This window comes from Porphyrobacter sp. SLTP (assembly GCF_009905735.1).
Lineage (GTDB): Bacteria > Pseudomonadota > Alphaproteobacteria > Sphingomonadales > Sphingomonadaceae > Erythrobacter.
Map to the genome: position 1 here is coordinate 32,055 of NZ_JAAALE010000015.1, position 17,368 is coordinate 49,422.

Sequence of the window (17,368 nt, forward strand, 5' to 3'; positions counted from 1 at the left end):
CGCTAACCCCGCCCCTTGGTCTTCGTCGCCCCGCCTTTGGCGTTGGCGGCGATGAAATCGATGATCTGACCGGCGATGTCCTTGCCCGTCGCGCTTTCGATCCCTTCGAGGCCGGGGGACGAATTGACCTCCATGATCACCGGGCCGTGATTGCTGCGCAGCATATCGACCCCGCAGACGTTCAGCCCCATGCGCTTGGCTGCGCGCACCGCGGTCGAGCGTTCTTCGGGCGTGATCTTGATGACGTCTGCGCTGCCGCCGCGGTGGAGGTTGGAGCGGAACTCGTCTGGCGCGCCGGTGCGCTTCATCGCCGCGACCACCTTGCCGCCCACCACCAGCGCTCGGATATCGGTGCCGCCGGCTTCCTTGATGAACTCCTGCACCAGAATGTTGACGTTGGCCCCGCGAAACGCCTCGATCACGGACTTCGCGCTGCTCATTGTTTCGGCGAGCACCACGCCGATGCCTTGGGTGCCTTCGATCAGCTTGATTACCACCGGCGGACCATTGACCGCCTTGATGATCTCCTCGGCCTGCTTGGGATCATTGGCATAGGCGGTGAGCGGCAGGCCCAAGCCGTGCTTGGCGAGGATCTGCAAACTGCGCAGCTTGTCCCGGCTACGGCCAATCGCCACGCTTTCGTTGAGCGACCAGATGCCGCGCATCTCGAACTGTCGCAGGATCGCGAGACCGTAGTTCGTGATCGAGGCCCCGATGCGCGGGATGACCGCATCATAGGCCGGGATCGGGGCGCCGTTGTAATAGACCTCGGGCCGGTGGCTGGCGATGTGCACCGTGCAGCGCAGGGTGTTGAGAATATCGAGCGTGTGGCCGCGCGCCTCGGCGGCCTGCTTGAGCCGCTGGTGCGAATAGAGGTTGGCGTTGCGCGCCAGCATCGCGATTTTCATGAAGTACCTTTCGTGTCCGGCGACTTAGCGGCGGATGCGCCCCATATGCGCTATCGCAGGTGATTGCAGCCACGAATGACCGCTATCCACCACCATCCGCCGCCGGAGCGCGGTGCGCCCGATCAGCATCGGGAATTGCATCTGGGACCGATTCGCCAGACTGATCTCCGCCCGGAAGGTGAGATTACCGATGGTCAGCGGCGACTTTATGACAAAGCGGGTCTGCTGGTCGCCATTGCTGCTGGTGATCCCCCGCAGATCAACATTCACCGCCTCGCAGACATGCCGCGTCCCGTCCCAGTCGACGGCAAAGCGCACAAACCGCTCGCCATCCCTCACGAAGTCTTCGAGCACATGGCCGTGGAGCGACGACGTGCGTGCGCCAGTGTCGATCTTCGCTGGGATGCCCGCAAGCCCAAGCTCGGGCAGGCTGACCAGTTCGCGCCAGCCAACGACCAACAGGGGCTTGGGCAGAGGCTTGGGACCCTTCAAGGCAGGATCGCCATCCCGTCCCCGCCCTCGCCCACTTTCAAGCGGCGCAGGACTTTGCCGCTGGCGTAATCGACCTCGGCGACAGTGTCGCTGGCGGTTTCGGCCACATAGACTTTTGAGCCGTCGTCGGACCACAGGATCGTCACCTGAAAGCGCTGCTGCGCCTCGGCAGGGCTGGAAACGGGAATCGTGCGGATCACCTTGGCGGTTGCCGTATCGATCACGCTCAGGCTGCCGTCCTGAAGATCGGAGGTCACCGCGACATCGCCTTGCGGGCGAACCGCAATGCGCAGCGGGAATCGGCCTGTGGCGACCGTTTCGCGCACTTCCATCGTCTGCGGATCGAGCGCGAAGGCCTGGTTGGAACCTCTCGCCGAAACCCACAAAGTCTTGCCATCGGGGCTAAGGGCGATGCCCTCGGGCTCCTCACCCACCGTGACAGACAGCGGTGCGCGGCGTGTGCGCAGGTCAATGCGCGTGACCGTTCGCGAACCGAGGTCGGTGGTCCATGCCGTGCGCTCGTCCGGGCTGACGGCGAGCATGTGGCTGCCCTGCTGCCCGGTCGCAAATTCGAAGGTGACAGTCGCCCCGGTCAGCGGGCCGACAATCTGGAAGATCGAACGGCGTCCCTCGGCCGTCGCATAGATATTGCCGTTTTCGTGCCAGACGATCCCGTGCGGCCGCGCATTGTCACCGAGGTTGATGCTCATGACCCGCTCAAGCGTGTCGGTGCGGAACACGTCCACGCTCGTCCCGCCATAGCAGGCGAGCGCGACATGCTGCCCATCGGGCGATGTGGCGAGTTCGTGCGGGTTGGTGCAGCTTGGCAGTCGCAGCACCTCCTCGCCGGTGGCCAGATCGACCTTGGACAGCGTGTTGCCGCGCTTGGCCGCGACGAACAGGGTGGGCGGCATGGCAGCCGCCCCTGCACCCTCAACCTCGGCAACCGGCGCACAGGCAGCAAGCGCCACCAGTGCCGCCGCCCCGGCGAGTGATCCACCCCCGCGCCGCATCACCAGCCCGCCTTCTCGCCCTTGTTCTGCTTTTCGAGCCATTTCATCAGCGGGGCGAAATACTCGACCATCGCGGTGCCGTTCATCTGACGCTCGCCAGTGAAGGCTTCGAGCGCGTCGGGCCAGGGCTTGGACGCGCCCATCTCCAGCATCGCGTTCAGCTTCGCGCCGACATCCTTGTTGCCGTAGATCGAGCAGCGGTGAAGCGGCCCCTTCCATCCGGCGGTGTCGCAGGCCGCCTTGTAGAACTGGAACTGGAGCAATCGCGCCAGGAAGTAGCGGGTGTAGGAGACGTTGCCTGCGATGTGATACTTGCCCCCGGCATCAAAACCGGCGGCATCGCGCGGCACGGGTGGGACAATGCCCTGATACTCCAGGCGCAGATCGTTCCAGCCGGTATTGGTCGCCGCTTCCGGAATCGAGCCGTCGAACAGCCCCCAGCGATAGCGATCCAGCAGCAGGCCGAAGGGCAGGAAGGCGACCTTGTCCATCGCCTGACGCAGCAAGAGGCCGATATCCTTGTCAGCACTCGGCACGTCCTTGGGATCGAGCATGTCGATCTGCACCAGATATTCGGGCGTGATCGACAGCGCGATCATGTCGCCGATCGCTTCGTGGAATCCGTCATTGGCGCCGTTCAGGTGCAGCGTGTCCTGCTTGTTATAGGCGCGCTGGTAGTAGTTGTGGCCAAGCTCGTGGTGGATCGTGATGAAGTCATCCGCGTTGGGCTTGATGCACATCTTGATGCGCAGATCATCGACATTGTCGATGTCCCAGGCCGAAGCGTGACACACCACTTCGCGGTCAGCGGGCTTGGTGAACTGGCTGCGCTCCCAGAAGGTGGCAGGCAGCGGGGCAAAGCCCAGCGAGGAGAAGAACTGCTCACCCACCTTGGTCATGCCAACGGCATCGAGGTTCTTCTTGGCGATCAGATCGGTGAGGTCATAGCCGATGTCGCCAGCCCCCGCCGGCGCGACCAGCGGGTAGATATTGCCCCATTCCTGCGCCCACATATTGCCGAGCAGGTCAGCGCGGATCGGGCCCGTGCGCGGCTGGACGGCGTCGCCGTACTTCTCGTTGAGCTTGCGGCGCACATAGGTGTGGAGCGCGATGTAGAGGGGTTTCACCTCCTGCCACATCCGCTCGGTCTCGGCGGCGAATTGTTCGGGCGGCATGTCATAGCCCGAACGCCACATCGCACCGAAATCGGCAAAGCCCAGCTCCTTGGCGCCCTCGTTAGCTAGCGCGGTCATGCGGGAATAATCCTCCCGCATCGGCGCACCGACATTGTCGTGCCAGCTGGCCCACATTTCCTTCAGCTCTGCGGGGGTGCGCTCGAGATTGCCCATCTCGGCCTCGATATCGCTGCCATTGATCGGCTGGCCATTCAGCGTGCCCTTGCCGCGCCCATAGGCCGAGCCCAGACGGGTGGCGATGGCGTTGAGCTCCTCGGCCGCGCCGGGACGTGACGGTGCTGGCAGGGCGATGCCGTTGCGCAGCATGTCGAGCTTGCGCCCGGTTTCTTCATCAAGGCCTTCGATCTTGGCATAGCGCGCAGCCTCGGTTGCATAGCCGACCTGCTTCAGCGTCAACTCCGCGCCATACTTGGCGGCGAGTTCGTCACTGTCATGCGTGATGTAGGTCGCGTTGATCCACGAGACGCGCGAATATTCGACGATGAAGGCGCCAAATTCGGCCTCGACCTTGGCGATCCACGCGCTGGCATCGGCAGGCGTGAGCGCTTCGGCAGCAGCAGCAGCGGGCGCGGCGTTGTCCTGCGCGGCCAAGGGCGCAGCAACAGCAATGGCAAGCGCAGCGCAGCAGCAGCGCAGCAGGGGGGCGGCAAGTTTCATGGTCCAGATTCCCGTCAGTCGTGTGACAATGCCGTGCGGTTTGGACGCCCCTGCAGCCGGAATCAACCCGCGTGCGTCAGGCCGCAAGGAAGCGGGCAAGCGCCTCGCCAAGGTCAGGCTTGGTCACGCTGTTGAGGTGGGTGCCGGGCACCTCGATATAGCGTGCATCAGGCAGCTGCGCGGCAAGCTCCTCGGCCGAGCCATTGTCCTGATCCTCATCGCCGCAGATGACAGCGGTCGGCATGGTAATGGCGGCAAGGCGGGCGAGATCGAAATCGTCCATCGCGTCCAGCAGCAACCGCGCGGCGACCCGGTCGACGCCTTGGGACTTCAGGAAGGTGCGCGCGGTGTAGGTCGGATCGCCGGGCTTGATCGTGTCAAACTCGTCGATCACCCGCTTGAAGTGATCCGCGCGCCGTTCCCAATCGGACAGGCCCGCCACCCCCATCCCGCAGATCGCCAGACGGCGCGGCTCGAGAATGCCGTAGCCGACCGCGTGGATCGCGGTGCGCGCGCCCAGCGAAAAGCCGACCAGATCGAAGCCGCCTGGCTCCAGCCCGAGATGCTCGGCCAGCGCGACGGCATCGCGCACCAGGACACCGGGCGGATAGGCGCGCGCCTCACGCGGCGCTTGGCTTTGGCCGTGGACGCGAAAATCGAGCATGATTGCCTTGAAGCCGGCCGCTGCGAGCCGCGCGCCGTGGCCCCACTTGATCCAGTTCATCTGGGCCGAGGAGAACAGTCCGTGAAGCAGCAACACAGGGCGGCCCTCGCCTTCCGTGTGAACAGCAAGGCGGGTGCCGTCGAAGCTGGCAAAATGCTCGGTCGTGATCGTCATGCCGCGCCTGCTAGCGCGGTTCGGTGCGGGGGGCCAGCCGGTGCTTGTAGATAGTAAGCACACTTATTATAAGTGCGCGTATGATTATCGAGACAGGCTACCGAGTCGCCGACAATTCGCGCCAGCTGCGCCGCCTGTTTGACGAGCGGGTGCGCGGGCTGGGCATTACCGGCCCACAGGCGCGGCTGCTGCTCTCGCTCGAACGCAATCCGGACGAGAATCAGGCCTTCTATGCCGAGCGGCTGGAGATCGAGCCAATCACCCTCACCCGGATTGTTGACCGGCTGGAAGAGGCTGGCTGGATCGAACGCCGCAGCGACCCGGGAGATCGGCGTGCGCGCATCCTTCACCTCACGGACAAGAGCCGGGGGATCGTAACCCGGCTGCGGGTCAGTGTGGAAGGGCTGTTCGAAGACATGCTTGCCGGGTTCGACGCGGGCGAGCGGGCGGTCTTTGCCGATCTGCTCGAACGGATTGCCACTAACCTTGCCGCCGCGCGTCAGCCCGAGGTGGCCCATGGCTGAAGCCGATCCCGCCATCGCCCGCGACAGCGTGAGCGAGGCTCCTTCAGTCCCCACCCCATCCCGCAAGCCATGGGCCCGCTGGGCGCTGATGCTGGTCGTGCCACTGGTGCTCGCCGCTGGCGCGCTGCTCTATTGGCAGAGCCTTGCGGGCAAGGTCTCGACCGACAATGCCTATATCAAGCAGGACATGGTCGCGGTCAGCGCCGAAGTCGGCGGGCGGATTGTCGAGGCGATGGTGACAGACGGCGCGGTGGTCCAGCCGGGCCAGCTGCTGTTCCGTATCGACCCCGAACCCTTCCGCTTGCAGATCGCCGAAGCCAACGCCGCCATCGCCGGTGCGCAGGCGAATGTAATCGCGCTCAGCAACGCGCCCGAACTCACCGGCACCGACATAGAAGCCGCACGCAGCGATGTCGCCTTTGCCGAAGCGCGGTTCGAACGGGTTGCGGCGCTCAGGCAAAAGGGCTTCTCGACCAAGGCCGATTACGAGGCGGCGGAGCAAGCGGTGGTGCAGGCGCGCGAGGCGGTGCGGCAGGCGGAAGACCGCCAGCGTGAAGCGCGCGCGCGGCTTGCGACCGGAGCCGCCGTGCCCGGCGTCAACCCGCAGGTCGCCGCCGCCGAAGCTCGCCGCGCCAATGCCCAGCTCGCCCTGCGCCGCACCGAAGTACGTAGTCCTGCGGCGGGCCGTATAGCGCAGGCCGACCGCTTGCAGGTCGGCCAGCAGGTCGTCCCCAACCTCCCCGTACTGACGCTGGTGCGCGAGGGATCGACCTATGTCGAAGCGAATTTCAAGGAGACCGATCTGGCTGACATGGCGGTCGGCCAGCGCGCTGAGGTGCGCTTCGACGCCTATCCCGATCTGGTGTTGAAGGGCCGCGTGGCTGCGATTGGCGCGGGAACGGGCGCTGAGTTCTCTGTACTCCCGGCCCAGAATGCGACCGGCAACTGGGTCAAGGTGACGCAGCGCGTCCCGGTCAGGATCGCGCTGGACGGCATCAGCCCGCGCCGCCTGATCGCCGGGCTTTCGAGCGAAGTCACCGTGTTCACCGACACAAGCGCCCGCAATTGAGCCATGGCAAGCCGGGCCGAGCCTGCCGCTGGCATCGGCCAAGACCGACCAAGCGTCCCGCTGGACGCGCCCGAGCTGGAAACGGGCAATTACCCGCTGATGATCGTCGGGGTCATGGCGGCATCGCTGCTCCAGATCCTCGACACCACCATTGCCAATGTCGCCCTGCCGCATATGCAAAGCTCATTGGGGGCGACGGTTGACACGATCACCTGGGTGCTGACGAGTTACATCATCGCCTCCGCCGTCGCCCTGCCGATCACCGGTTGGCTCGCGGATCGCATCGGCGCACGGCGGTTGTTCATCGGCTCGGTCGCGGGGTTTATCCTCGCCTCGATGCTGTGCGGGCTGGCGCAGAACCTTGAGGAAATGGTCGCCTTCCGCGCGCTGCAAGGCGTGGCCGGAGCCTTCATCGCGCCGCTGAGCCAGTCCTTCATGCTCGACGCCACGCGCCCCAGTCGCCACCCGCAGATCATGGCAATCTGGGGCATGGGGATCATGATCGGCCCGATCCTCGGGCCCATCCTCGGCGGCTGGCTGACCGAGACCGCGAACTGGCGTTGGGTGTTCTATGTCAACCTGCCGGTCGGAATCGCCTCATTGGCGATCCTGATCGCCTACCTGCCCAAGCGTCCCCGGCGCGAGCGGCGCTTCGACATCACCGGGTTCCTGCTGTTGGCCGTCGCCCTCGCATCATTCCAGCTGTTGCTTGATCGCGGCGCGCAGGAAGACTGGCTCGCGTCGGTGGAAATCTGGACCTACCTCGTCCTCACCCTGTCAGCGACGTGGATGGTGTTGATCCACTTCGCCAAGGCACCGGCCCCGATGTTCGAGCGCAAGCTGTTCGCCGACCGCAATTTCGCGATTGCGCTGTCGTTCATGGTGGTGATCGGGATCGTGATGTTCGCGGTCATGGCGTTGCTGCCGCCGATGCTGCAAAATCTGTTCGGCTACGGCGTGATCGACACCGGGATTGTCTTGATGCCGCGCGGGGTCGGCATCCTCGTCTCGATGCAACTCTCCGGCCTGATGATGCGCCGGGGGATCGACGCGCGGCCCGTGGTGGCGAGCGGGTTCCTGATCTGCGCCTTCTCGCTGTGGCAGATGGCGCACTGGTCGCTGGAAGTGGACGAGGCGCATGTGATTATCAGCGGGTTGCTGCAGGGGCTCGGCATGGGGCTGGTGTTCATCCCCTTGCAGGTCAGCGCCTTTGCTACGCTCAGTCCGGCAATGCGGACGGATGGGTCGAGCCTGCTCAACCTGTTCCGCTCTCTGGGCGCTTCAGCGGGGATCGCGTGGATGACGGTGCTGCTCGCCCGCAATATCCAGACCAGCCACGCGGACCTCGGCCAGCATGTCACCGCGGCAACGGGGAGCGTGGTGGATTTCTCGACCATCGACCGGTTCCAGGCGCTGGGCGATACGGCGATGACGCTGATTGATGCCGAGGTGAACCGGCAGGCGGCGATGATCGCCTATGTGGATGATTTCTGGCTGATGATGTGGATCACGCTGGCCGCCGCGCCGCTTGCCTTCCTGATGCGCGGCAACAAGGGGCGCGCCGCCGGGCCAATCGCCTTGTCAGAATAACGCGCTCTACCGGAAGAAGCACTGCGTCCCGGCGTAGAGCATCTCGACAACATCACCCTTGATGAAGCCGCCGATGTTGCTGCCAAGGGCGAATTCCTCGCCCAGAGTGCTGCCCTCAACCTTGGAGAACCCGGGCGCGGTCTCGATCACCGCGCGGGCCGAGCCGAGTTGCACGGTCCCCGGCAGCTTGACTGTGCCGGTCGCTGGCGCATCGCCATCCTGCGGCGCGTGCCAGTTCCAGCCGACCAGGCGGCCCTTCTGGAAATGCGCCGTCAATCCGCCCGCAAAGTCGGTGAAGGTGATCGGCCCGGCCCCGCATTCGGCATTCTCGCCCGAACGCAGCGGTTTGCCGAGCGCCGTGCCAAGCGCGGCTTCGACTTCGGCCTGCCCGGCGGCGAAATAGAATGCCTCCGCACCGGCCGAAAGCCCATCACCGCGAAGCTCGACCGCGTTGGCCGTCACCGGAGCCTCAGCTGCTTCGCCCTGCTGGCGTTCAGCCGGGCTCGGCACGTCACCGCTGTCGCAGCCTGCCAGAGCGAGCGCACCCGCCAGCACGAGGAAAGGAGCCCGCATCGGCCTTAGCCCTTCTTCAAATGGCGCCGCCCGAGCAGCTCGGCGATCTGGACGGCGTTGAGCGCAGCGCCCTTGCGCAGGTTGTCCGAGACGCACCACAGCGTCAGGCCGTTCTCCACCGTCGGGTCTTCACGCACGCGGCTGACGAAGGTCGCCGCATCGCCCACGCACTCGATCGGGGTGATATAGCCGCCGTCTTCGCGCTTATCGATCAGCATGACGCCGGGGGCTTCGCGCAGAATGTCCATCGCCTGCTGGGCGCTGATTTCATTCTCGAACTCGATATTGACCGCTTCGGAGTGGCCCACGAAAACCGGCACGCGCACGCAGGTCGCGGTCAGCTTGATCTTGGGATCGAGGATCTTCTTGGTCTCGACCATCATCTTCCACTCTTCCTTGGTCGAACCATCGTCGAGGAAGCTGTCGATGTGGGGGATCACGTTGAAGGCGATCTGCTTGGTGAACTTCGACGGTTCGACCGGATCGCCTACAAAGATCGCGCGGCTCTGCTGGAACAGCTCGTCCATGCCCGCCTTGCCCGCGCCCGAGGTCGATTGATAGGTCGAGACGACGACGCGCTTGATTGTGGCAAAGTCATGCAGCGGCTTGAGCGCGACCACCAGCTGCGCGGTCGAGCAGTTGGGATTGGCGATGATGTTGCGCGCGGTGTAGCCGTCGATCGCGTCGGGGTTCACCTCCGGCACCACCAAAGGCACATCCGGGTCCATACGATACAGCGACGAGTTGTCGATGACGATACAACCAGCCGCCGCCGCCTTGGGGGCATATTCCTTGGCCGGGCCGGAGCCTGCGGCGAACAGCGCGATGTCCCAGCCGGCGAAATCGAAGTGCTCGATATTCTTGCACTTGAGCATCTTGCCGGTGTCGCCGAATTCGACTTCCGTGCCGACCGAACGGCTGGAGGCCACCGCGGCGACCTCGTCACACGGAAATTCACGCTCGGCGAGAACCATCATCATCTCGCGCCCGACATTGCCGGTCGCGCCGACCACTGCCACCCGGTAACCCACTTGGCATTCTCCTTTGACTTCGGACTGCGCGAGATAGCGATGCGTGCCTATTGCGCAACCGCTAACCTTGCCAGTGCAGACCTATTCGCTCGCAGGCGGCGTCACGCCGTGGGCCGCAAGGAAGCGCATGATCGCGTTCCATACATGCGGCCCGATCTTTTCGCCCGACACGCGGTGGGTGTAGCCGGGGTAGAGCATCATCTCGAACGGCGTGTTGCTTTCCTGGAGCACGCTGATGAGCTCCGACGAGTTTTCGAACACCACATTGTCGTCCGCCATGCCATGGATCAGCAGCAGCGGATCGCTGATCTGGGTCGCAGCGGGGATGGCGCTGGCCTTTTCATAGGCTTCGGGCACCTCGCGGGGATCGCCCATGTAGCGTTCGGTGTAGTGGGTATCGTAGAGTTCCCAGCGGGTCACCGGAGCGCCGGAAATGCCCGCCGCATAGAGCCCGGGGTCCGCCTCCAGCTGCTTCAGCGTCATGTAGCCGCCATAAGACCAGCCATAGATGGCCACCTTGGCCGGATCGACATAATCCAAGCTCTTGAGGAACAACGCCCCCGCCTTCTGGTCGCGCACCTCAGCCCCGCCCATCGCCCGGTAGAGCGGCTGTTCGAAATCGACGCCACGGTTGGCCGAGCCGCGATTGTCGAGCTGGAAAAAGATATAGCCCTTGTCGACAATCGACTGGGCGAGCGCCCCGCCCCAGCCCTTCGTCACCGTCTGCGGCCCCGGCCCGCCATAGTGCTGGAAGAACACCGGATAGCGTTTGCCACGCTCCATCTTGGGCTTGAGCATCATCCAGTGCAGCGGCGTGCCGTCCTCGGCCGCAATCGTGCCGAATTCGGGCGTGACATGGCTGGCAAGATAGGGCGCGTAGGGGTGCGCGCCTTCAACCCGGTTCTCCTCGATCCAGGCGACCTGCTTGCCGTCCGGCGTCGCGAGATAGGACTGCGGCGGCTGGTTCGGGCTTGAGCGCGTGACATAGAGCAGCTTGCCCGCCCCATCCATGCTGGCGCTGTTGGTGAAGGCGGGATCGGTCAGCAGCTGGGCGCCGCCCTGCCCGCCAAGCTGCGCGCGGTAGATCTGCTGGGTCAGAACGTCAGTGGTCGCCTGATAGGTGAAGGTGCCCGCCGCCTCGTCCACGCCGACCAGTGCGGTGATTGGCTCAAGTCCGCTGGTGATCCGCAGCCAGTTCTGCCCGTCAAAGCGGTAGAAATGGCCATAGCCGTCCCGCTCCGACCACCACAGCAGGCTGCCGTCCTTGAGGAAGCGGTAATTGTCGGAGAGGTTCACCCAGTAATCGGGCCGCGCGGCGGTTTCGGTGAACCAGATCGTGCTCGCGCCCGTGGCCGGATCGACCTTGAGCATATCGATCTTCGTCTGCGCGCGGTCTTGCCGCTGGACATAGATCGCACTGCCATCCGGCGCCCAGTCGACGCGGGCGACATAGATATCGAGATCGAGCCCGAGATCGACCTGCACTTGGCCCGAGCCATCGGGGTTCATCACGAACAGTTCCACCACCGCATTGTCGGTGCCGGCTGCCGGGTAGCGCTGATCGAACACCTTGGTGCCCTTGGCGCCGATGGCAGCGCGGGTGACGATGCCGACCGCCGCCTCGTCGGTGCGTTGGACGACGATACGGGTGTCATCGGGGCTCCACCAATATCCTTGCAGGCGCGCCATTTCCTCCTGCGCGACGAATTCGGCTTCGCCCCAGCGGATGGTTTCGCCTTCCTGCGGCGTGATTGGGTTGGCCTCGCCGCCAACCTTCCCGACCCACAGTCGCCGGTCCCTCACGAAACTGACGTAAGCGCCCTTGCTCGACAGCTTGGGGTTGAGTTCGGTGCCTTCGGTATCGGTCAGGCGGGTGACCGTGCCATCGAGCTTGGCGAGGAACAGATCGCCATCCAGCGGCACCAGTACGCCGCTGCCATCGCTGGCCCATTGGTAGGCGATGATCCCCTTGAGGCTGCCGACGCGGGCGCGCTCGCGCTGCATCTTCTCGTCCTCGGAGAGTTCCCGCCCGCTGCCGAGCTTTTCCGAATCCACCAGCATCCGCCATTCGCGGGTGTCGATGTCATAGCCCCACAGGTCATACCGCTCGCGGTCGTCAGTCCGGTTGCGCAGCAGGGTGAGGTAGCGACCATCGGGCGAAAGCTTCACCTGCCGGGGTGCGGGGCCATCAAGACCGGGGGAGGCAAAGACGCGTTCAAAGCTCAGCGCAGGGGCGGCCTCAGTCATGGCGGGCGTTTCCGCCAGAACGGGCGATGTCAGACAGGTCGTCAGAGAAAGGGCAACCGCAGCAAGAACCGAACGCATCCAAAGCTCACCTCGTCATTGCGAGCCGCCGAAGGCGGCGCGGCAATCCAGGGTCAGCGCGCGCCGCTCTGGATTGCTTCGTCGCTACGCTCCTCGCAATGACGAACGGGAATGGCAAGTGCCCCAAAGCAAAAGGGCGGCCCGTTGCCGGACCGCCCTTCGCAATTTCGGTGGCTGGAAAGCCTTACGCCTTGGGGGCGCTCATCTTGCGCTCGACGATACGTGCGCTCTTGCCGGTGCGGCCGCGCAGGTAATAGAGCTTGGCGCGACGCACCACGCCGCGGCGGACCACGGTGATGCTTTCGACGATCGGCGAGTAGAGCGGGAAAACGCGCTCGACGCCTTCGCCAAAGCTCATCTTGCGCACGGTGAAGTTGCTGCCCATGCCGCGGTTCGAACGGGCGATCACGACGCCTTCGTAGTTCTGAACACGCTCACGGTTGCCTTCCTTCACCTTCACGCCGACGCGGACGGTGTCGCCTGCGCGGAATTCGGGAATGTCCTTGCCGGACTTGGCGATTTCTTCGGCTTCAATCTGCTGGATCAGGTTCACTGGTCCGGTTCCTTGTCTTTTCGCCGCGCGCCAGAGGCAGGTTGGACCCGAGCGCCCTCATAGCGCTCCCACAAGTCCGGCCTGCGTGACCGTGTATCATTTTCGCTTTGCAGCTTGCGCCACGCCGCGATCTTCGCATGATCCCCCGATCGCAGCACTTCGGGGATCGTGCGCCCTTCCCATTCCTGAGGTCGGGAATAGTGCGGGTATTCGAGGAGGCCGTTTTCGTACGACTCCTCCTCCCCGCTCAAGGTCGCGCCCATTACGCCGGGAAGCAGCCGAATGCAAGCGTCAAGGATGGTCAGCGCAGCCATCTCACCCCCGCTGAGAACGATGTCGGCGAGGGAGACCTGTTCGATGTCAGGCCGCGCTTCGAAGAGGCGCTCGTCAAAGCCCTCGAACCGCCCGCACAGGATGACGACCCCGGGGCCTTGCGCGAGTTCGCGGATGCGCGCCTGGGTGATGGGTTTCCCGCGCGGAGTCATGGCGAGGATGGGGCGGCCAGCGGCGGGCGCGCTGTCCAAAGCCCGCGCCAGCACATCGCACTTGAGCACCATCCCCGCCCCGCCGCCTGCGGGGGTATCATCGACCGTGCGGTGCTTGTCGGTGGCAAAGTCGCGGATCTGCACCGTCTCGCAGGCCCACTTGCCCTCAGCCATGGCACGGCCTGCCAGCGAAACGCCAAGCGGGCCGGGGAACATCTCGGGATAGAGCGTGAGGATGGTGGCGGCGAAGGTCATTTGCGGCGCAGGAACTGCCAGACGGCCTTCCAGAACCGCGCTTCGAGCACCATCAACTTCGCGATCCATTCCGGCATCGCGAACTCGCGTTCAAGCGTCTTCGCATCGGCGTCGTGGCGATACACCGCGCCAATCACCTTCCAGAGAACCCATCCCTCGAATGCCACAATGCCGACCATCGCAATTTTCCGCACCGCTGAAAGCTCGCCGATGATGAACTGGTTGGGCTCGGGGACGATGAAGCTTGAAGCGAACAGTCCGGCTCCGGCGACCCCGAGGCAGCGCAGCAAACGCGCTTTTCGGGTCAGTTCGCTGGTGAAAGCGGTCAGATATAGCATCGGCATAAAGACGCACAGGTCGAACAGCGCGACCCACTCGCTCCGCGGATACGCCGACCAGTCGAGCGTTCGCGCGAAAGCCCATTCGATGGCGATTGCCAGCGGCAGAGCGATCAGGAAGAACCATTTTTCGCGCGGCTTGCTCACTCTGAGTTCCATTGAACGCCCTCCCTCGCCCGCGTATCAACCGACAGCTCGAACACATCGGGCCGCGCGTAGTGTCCATCGGTATCGAGATTCGCCAGCCCCGCCGCCACTTCGGCTAGGTCGAGTTCCGCGAGCAGCGTCTCCTCCCCATCGCCTGCCTGCGCGATTACGCGGGTGTCGGGTGCCGCGATCAGCGAGCCGCCGCGGTTGAGCACCTCGCCGGGGATCGCCTCCAGCAACTCGCGGGCAACATCCGACCCGCCCACGCGCTCCAGCCCGTCGAGCAAATCGTCCTTCATCTGCACGAGCCCCGCCGCCAGCACGAAGCAGCGGCCCTCCATCGCATAGTGCCGCGAGGCGATCTGGTGGCTCTCGCGCACCGTCGGCCAGGCGGCGATGTGCACATCCTCGGCGAGATTATGCATCGCCGCGCGGGCGAGCGGCATCCAGTGCTCCCAGCAGATCAGCGTGCCGAGACGGCCCCACTCGGCCTGATGCACGCCCAGCGTCGACCCATCGCCGCGCGCCCAGATGAGGCGCTCGCCGTGGGTGGGCACCAGCTTGCGGTGGTCGAGCACCGGGAGGCCGGGGCGGAAGGTCAGTTGGTTGTTGACGAGGCTGCGCCGCACCCGTTCATGCGCGCCGATGCTGATGATCGCGCCGCTTGCATCAGCGAGTTCCTGCAAGGGCAGCAGCCGCTCGTCATGGGCGACCACGGCCTGTTCGAGCATGATCGCGTGGAGCGCCTTGGTGCCGGGGTGGTCCCACAGGGCCGCGCCGGGTGCCTCGTCGAGCCACAGCGGGTAACCGCCGAGGAATGTCTCGCCAAACGCCACCACGCGCGCACCGCCATCAATGGCCGCGCGCGCCAGACGTAGCGCCTTGTCGATCCCGGCCTGAAAATCGAGCGGGATCGGCGCGGCTTGGACAACGGCGACAGTGAGCTTCGTCATGGCGTGCGCTTACGCCGGGAAATCAGCCCCCGCAACCGCCGCAGCCACCGCCGCCGCAGCCGCCATCGCTGCTGCCGTCGGCACCGCCGCCGTCGCCATTCTTCTGGCGCAGGGCGTGAACCGGCTCCCACGGGGTGCCGACCAGAACGCTGGTGCCGAACAATGCCACCGCCATCGCCGCCTCGTCAGGCCGGGGAGCGCGAGCGAAGCGGCCGTTGCTGACGCGCATTTGCTGCACAGTCGCCATGCCGGCCGCAGTGCGCGGATCACAGGTCAGGAAGCGGATCACCGCTAGTGCGACGGTCACGCCCAGCAGCACAACCAGAAACCCCGTTGGCTCGTCCAGCGCGCTCCCGGCCCGCTGGCGATAGAGGCCCAGCATGAGCAGCGCGCCAAAGGGCGCCACCGATAACAGGCGCAAGCGGTTGTGCTCCTCGGGGCGCAGCAGCAGGCCTGCGCGGCGCAGGCGGGCCGCGACCCGATCGGCATGGATATGGATTGCGCGGCGTGCCTCGGCGAGCGTCACGGGGGCATCAATGGCCAGCAAGGCCTTGCCGCCCGGGCTGACGGGCAGATCGCGTGCAGCGACGTGAAGCTTGCCCTTCTCGGCCGGAACCAGCGCGCCGCGCACGTAGAGATCGGCCAGAAGCGAATCGGCCATGCGCTGGCGGCCACCTACGAGCAATGCGATGCTTTCAAGATCATCGGTCTCGCCCTGCCGCCCCGGCTCGCGCAGATGCACCGGCAGCCACCATGCAGCGAAGGTCGCAAGACCAAGCAACATCGTGTAAAACAGCAGGAAATCGCTGCCCGTCCAGGACGAGAACAGCTGCATTACATCATCCTTCCCGCGATGAACCCTGCCAGAAAGACAATCAGGCCCAGCGCCAGAGCGACCCGGCGTTTGAGGACAATATCATCGAACAAGTTAACGCGAATACCTTTGGGATCGACGGAGAACCGCCTGCTGGCGGCCGGCCAGATGTCGGCAGGCGGCGGCGCGCCGAAGGCGGCCTCGTAGGCGGCGAGCGTATCGGCATATTGGCGGTAGAACCGCGTCCGCTCGATTTCGCCGCCCTGCGTGGGCCCGTGGTGCAAGGGGGACGCCAGCACGACGGGGCAGAACTGCTCCCAATAGTCGCGGCTGTAGGTGAGGTGGAGGTGCCAGGCCTGATCCACCGCGTCAGACGGCGTGACCTCGTGCCCGGCGGTCATCGCGAGATAGCAGAAGCGCTTGTACTCATCGATCACGCGTTGGGCGTATGGCTCGCTCCAACGGTTTTCGCGGGCAAGCCGGGCGGCGAAAGTAAGCGATGCGTCCGCTGGGCCGATCCGGTGGTCGGCGATACGCTGCCAGAGGGCGTCGTCAGGCGGGCTCACGCCGTCAATCTTCGGCGAAAGCGGCTCCGATCACAAGCCTTGCTTGATCCCACTCGATCACAGCGGTGGGAATCATCGGCACCATGAAGGTCTTCGGACCCTTTTCGGGCACCGGGGCGCGGGTGATTTCAATGATGTCGGTCGCGCCGAAGTTCTCGACCGCAAGTACGGTGCCGACGCTCTCTCCGGTGTCGGTGACGACCGGCAGCCCGAGCAGATCGGCGTGGTAGAACTCGCCCTCGGCCAAGGGCGGCAAGGCATCGCGGGGGACGGTCAGCGCCGTGCCGCGCAGTTTTTCCGCATCCCCGCGGGAGGTGCTTTCGGCCAGCCGCGCAATCGCGCCGCCTTTCCCGTCATCCCGCACCTTGATCAGGGTAAGCGCACCGTCATTGAAGCTCTTGTGGGTCGAGAGCGTCTGGGCACCCTCCCCGAACAGCTTCAGACGCACCTCGCCCGCCACCCCATGCGCGCCGATGATGGCGGCGAGGGTGACGGGCTTGGTCATATCAGCTTAGCCTTCGGCCTGTTCTTCGGTCGCAGCGTCTTCAGCAGCCGGGGCTTCCTCAGCGGCAGCTTCTTCAGCGGCGGGCGCTTCTTCAGCAGCCGCTTCTTCGGCAGCCGGAGCCGGGGCAGCAGCAGCGGCTTTGGCTTCTTCTTCAGCGGCGCGGGCCGCTTCTTCGGCTTCGGCGATCTTGGCAGCACGCTCTTCAGCGCGCTCCTTGGCCTTTTCGCCGGGCTCACCCTTCTTGGGGTTCACGCGAGCGGTACGCTCAAGGATGCCCGCAGCATCGAGGAAGCGGGCCACACGGTCGGTCGGCTGCGCGCCAACGCCGAGCCAGTAACGGGCACGGTCTTCGGTGATCTTCACGCGCTCACCCGAATCCTTGGCGAGCAGCGGGTTATAGGTGCCGATCTGCTCAAGATACTTGCCGTCGCGCGGGCTGCGGCTGTTGGCGACGACGATGCGGTAATAGGGACGCTTCTTGGCACCGCCGCGCGAAAGCCGGATGGAAATGGACATGGAATGCTACCTTTCGATTG

Annotated in this window: 19 protein-coding genes; 3 read left to right on the plus strand and 16 right to left on the minus strand. The window is 65.0% G+C overall.

Going from position 1 to position 17,368, the window contains the following annotated elements; translation table 11 throughout:
- Positions 1–2: 2 nt before the first annotated feature.
- The 5 genes from rimK to GVM20_RS12655 all read right to left on the minus strand — a co-directional run bounded on the left by rimK (position 3) and on the right by GVM20_RS12655 (position 5,104).
- The gene (gene rimK, locus GVM20_RS12635; RefSeq protein WP_166547549.1) at positions 3–908 is read right to left on the minus strand and encodes a 30S ribosomal protein S6--L-glutamate ligase; all 906 of its coding nucleotides are present in this window, start codon (positions 906–908) and stop codon (positions 3–5) included.
- Positions 909–932: 24 nt separating this feature from the next.
- Positions 933–1,400, minus strand: a complete 468-nt coding sequence (locus GVM20_RS12640) for an ATP-dependent zinc protease family protein (protein WP_234031991.1) — start codon at positions 1,398–1,400, stop codon at positions 933–935.
- Positions 1,397–2,455: a YncE family protein gene (locus GVM20_RS12645; RefSeq protein ID WP_234031992.1), complete on the minus strand. Its 1,059-nt coding sequence runs from the start codon at positions 2,453–2,455 to the stop codon at positions 1,397–1,399. Before GVM20_RS12645 ends, GVM20_RS12640 begins: the two co-directional genes overlap by 4 nt.
- Positions 2,413–4,266: a M2 family metallopeptidase gene (locus tag GVM20_RS12650; RefSeq protein WP_166547550.1), complete on the minus strand. Its 1,854-nt coding sequence runs from the start codon at positions 4,264–4,266 to the stop codon at positions 2,413–2,415. The genes GVM20_RS12645 and GVM20_RS12650 overlap by 43 nt, the downstream gene beginning before the upstream one ends.
- Positions 4,267–4,342: 76 nt before the next feature.
- Positions 4,343–5,104, minus strand: a complete 762-nt coding sequence (locus tag GVM20_RS12655; RefSeq protein ID WP_166547551.1) for an alpha/beta fold hydrolase — start codon at positions 5,102–5,104, stop codon at positions 4,343–4,345.
- A gap of 80 nt (positions 5,105–5,184) precedes the next feature.
- On the opposite strand from GVM20_RS12655, the gene GVM20_RS12660 reads away from it, so the two are divergent.
- The 3 genes from GVM20_RS12660 to GVM20_RS12670 are packed head-to-tail and all read left to right on the plus strand — an operon-like array spanning position 5,185 to position 8,287.
- The gene (locus tag GVM20_RS12660; protein WP_166547552.1) at positions 5,185–5,628 is read left to right on the plus strand and encodes a MarR family winged helix-turn-helix transcriptional regulator; all 444 of its coding nucleotides are present in this window, start codon (positions 5,185–5,187) and stop codon (positions 5,626–5,628) included.
- Entirely contained in the window at positions 5,621–6,697 is a 1,077-nt protein-coding gene (locus tag GVM20_RS12665; protein WP_166547553.1) for an HlyD family secretion protein, read from the plus strand. The genes GVM20_RS12660 and GVM20_RS12665 overlap by 8 nt, the downstream gene beginning before the upstream one ends.
- 3 nt (positions 6,698–6,700) lie before the next feature.
- Positions 6,701–8,287 (plus strand): MDR family MFS transporter, encoded by a 1,587-nt coding sequence (locus GVM20_RS12670; protein ID WP_166547554.1) that lies wholly within the window; start codon positions 6,701–6,703, stop codon positions 8,285–8,287.
- A 6-nt stretch (positions 8,288–8,293) separates the two neighbouring features.
- Here GVM20_RS12670 and GVM20_RS12675 read toward each other — a convergent pair whose 3' ends face one another.
- The 11 genes from GVM20_RS12675 to rpsP all read right to left on the minus strand — a co-directional run bounded on the left by GVM20_RS12675 (position 8,294) and on the right by rpsP (position 17,348).
- Complete coding sequence (locus GVM20_RS12675; protein ID WP_166547555.1) at positions 8,294–8,860, minus strand: aspartate-semialdehyde dehydrogenase; 567 nt, start codon at positions 8,858–8,860, stop codon at positions 8,294–8,296.
- Between the two features lie 5 nt (positions 8,861–8,865).
- Positions 8,866–9,891 carry an aspartate-semialdehyde dehydrogenase gene (locus GVM20_RS12680; RefSeq protein ID WP_166547556.1) on the minus strand — a complete coding sequence of 342 codons (1,026 nt, stop codon included), beginning with the start codon at positions 9,889–9,891 and terminating at the stop codon, positions 8,866–8,868.
- 81 nt (positions 9,892–9,972) lie between these two features.
- A complete protein-coding gene (locus tag GVM20_RS12685; protein ID WP_166547557.1) occupies positions 9,973–12,216 on the minus strand; it encodes a S9 family peptidase in 2,244 nt (747 codons plus the stop codon).
- A gap of 184 nt (positions 12,217–12,400) precedes the next feature.
- On the minus strand, positions 12,401–12,769 hold the full coding sequence (gene rplS, locus GVM20_RS12690; RefSeq protein WP_166547558.1) for a 50S ribosomal protein L19: 369 nt from the start codon (positions 12,767–12,769) through the stop codon (positions 12,401–12,403).
- Positions 12,766–13,509, minus strand: a complete 744-nt coding sequence (gene trmD, locus GVM20_RS12695; protein ID WP_166547559.1) for a tRNA (guanosine(37)-N1)-methyltransferase TrmD — start codon at positions 13,507–13,509, stop codon at positions 12,766–12,768. Before trmD ends, rplS begins: the two co-directional genes overlap by 4 nt.
- Entirely contained in the window at positions 13,506–13,994 is a 489-nt protein-coding gene (locus GVM20_RS12700) for a hypothetical protein (RefSeq protein ID WP_166547560.1), read from the minus strand. Before GVM20_RS12700 ends, trmD begins: the two co-directional genes overlap by 4 nt.
- Entirely contained in the window at positions 13,991–14,947 is a 957-nt protein-coding gene (locus tag GVM20_RS12705; RefSeq protein ID WP_166547561.1) for a carbon-nitrogen hydrolase family protein, read from the minus strand. Before GVM20_RS12705 ends, GVM20_RS12700 begins: the two co-directional genes overlap by 4 nt.
- 22 nt (positions 14,948–14,969) lie before the next feature.
- The gene (locus GVM20_RS12710; RefSeq protein WP_166547562.1) at positions 14,970–15,782 is read right to left on the minus strand and encodes a TIGR04222 domain-containing membrane protein; all 813 of its coding nucleotides are present in this window, start codon (positions 15,780–15,782) and stop codon (positions 14,970–14,972) included.
- The gene (locus GVM20_RS12715) at positions 15,782–16,327 is read right to left on the minus strand and encodes a glycine-rich domain-containing protein (protein WP_166547563.1); all 546 of its coding nucleotides are present in this window, start codon (positions 16,325–16,327) and stop codon (positions 15,782–15,784) included. Before GVM20_RS12715 ends, GVM20_RS12710 begins: the two co-directional genes overlap by 1 nt.
- A gap of 4 nt (positions 16,328–16,331) precedes the next feature.
- Positions 16,332–16,832 carry a ribosome maturation factor RimM gene (rimM, locus tag GVM20_RS12720; protein WP_166547564.1) on the minus strand — a complete coding sequence of 167 codons (501 nt, stop codon included), beginning with the start codon at positions 16,830–16,832 and terminating at the stop codon, positions 16,332–16,334.
- A gap of 6 nt (positions 16,833–16,838) precedes the next feature.
- Positions 16,839–17,348: a 30S ribosomal protein S16 gene (rpsP, locus tag GVM20_RS12725; protein ID WP_166547565.1), complete on the minus strand. Its 510-nt coding sequence runs from the start codon at positions 17,346–17,348 to the stop codon at positions 16,839–16,841.
- Positions 17,349–17,368: the final 20 nt, after the last annotated feature.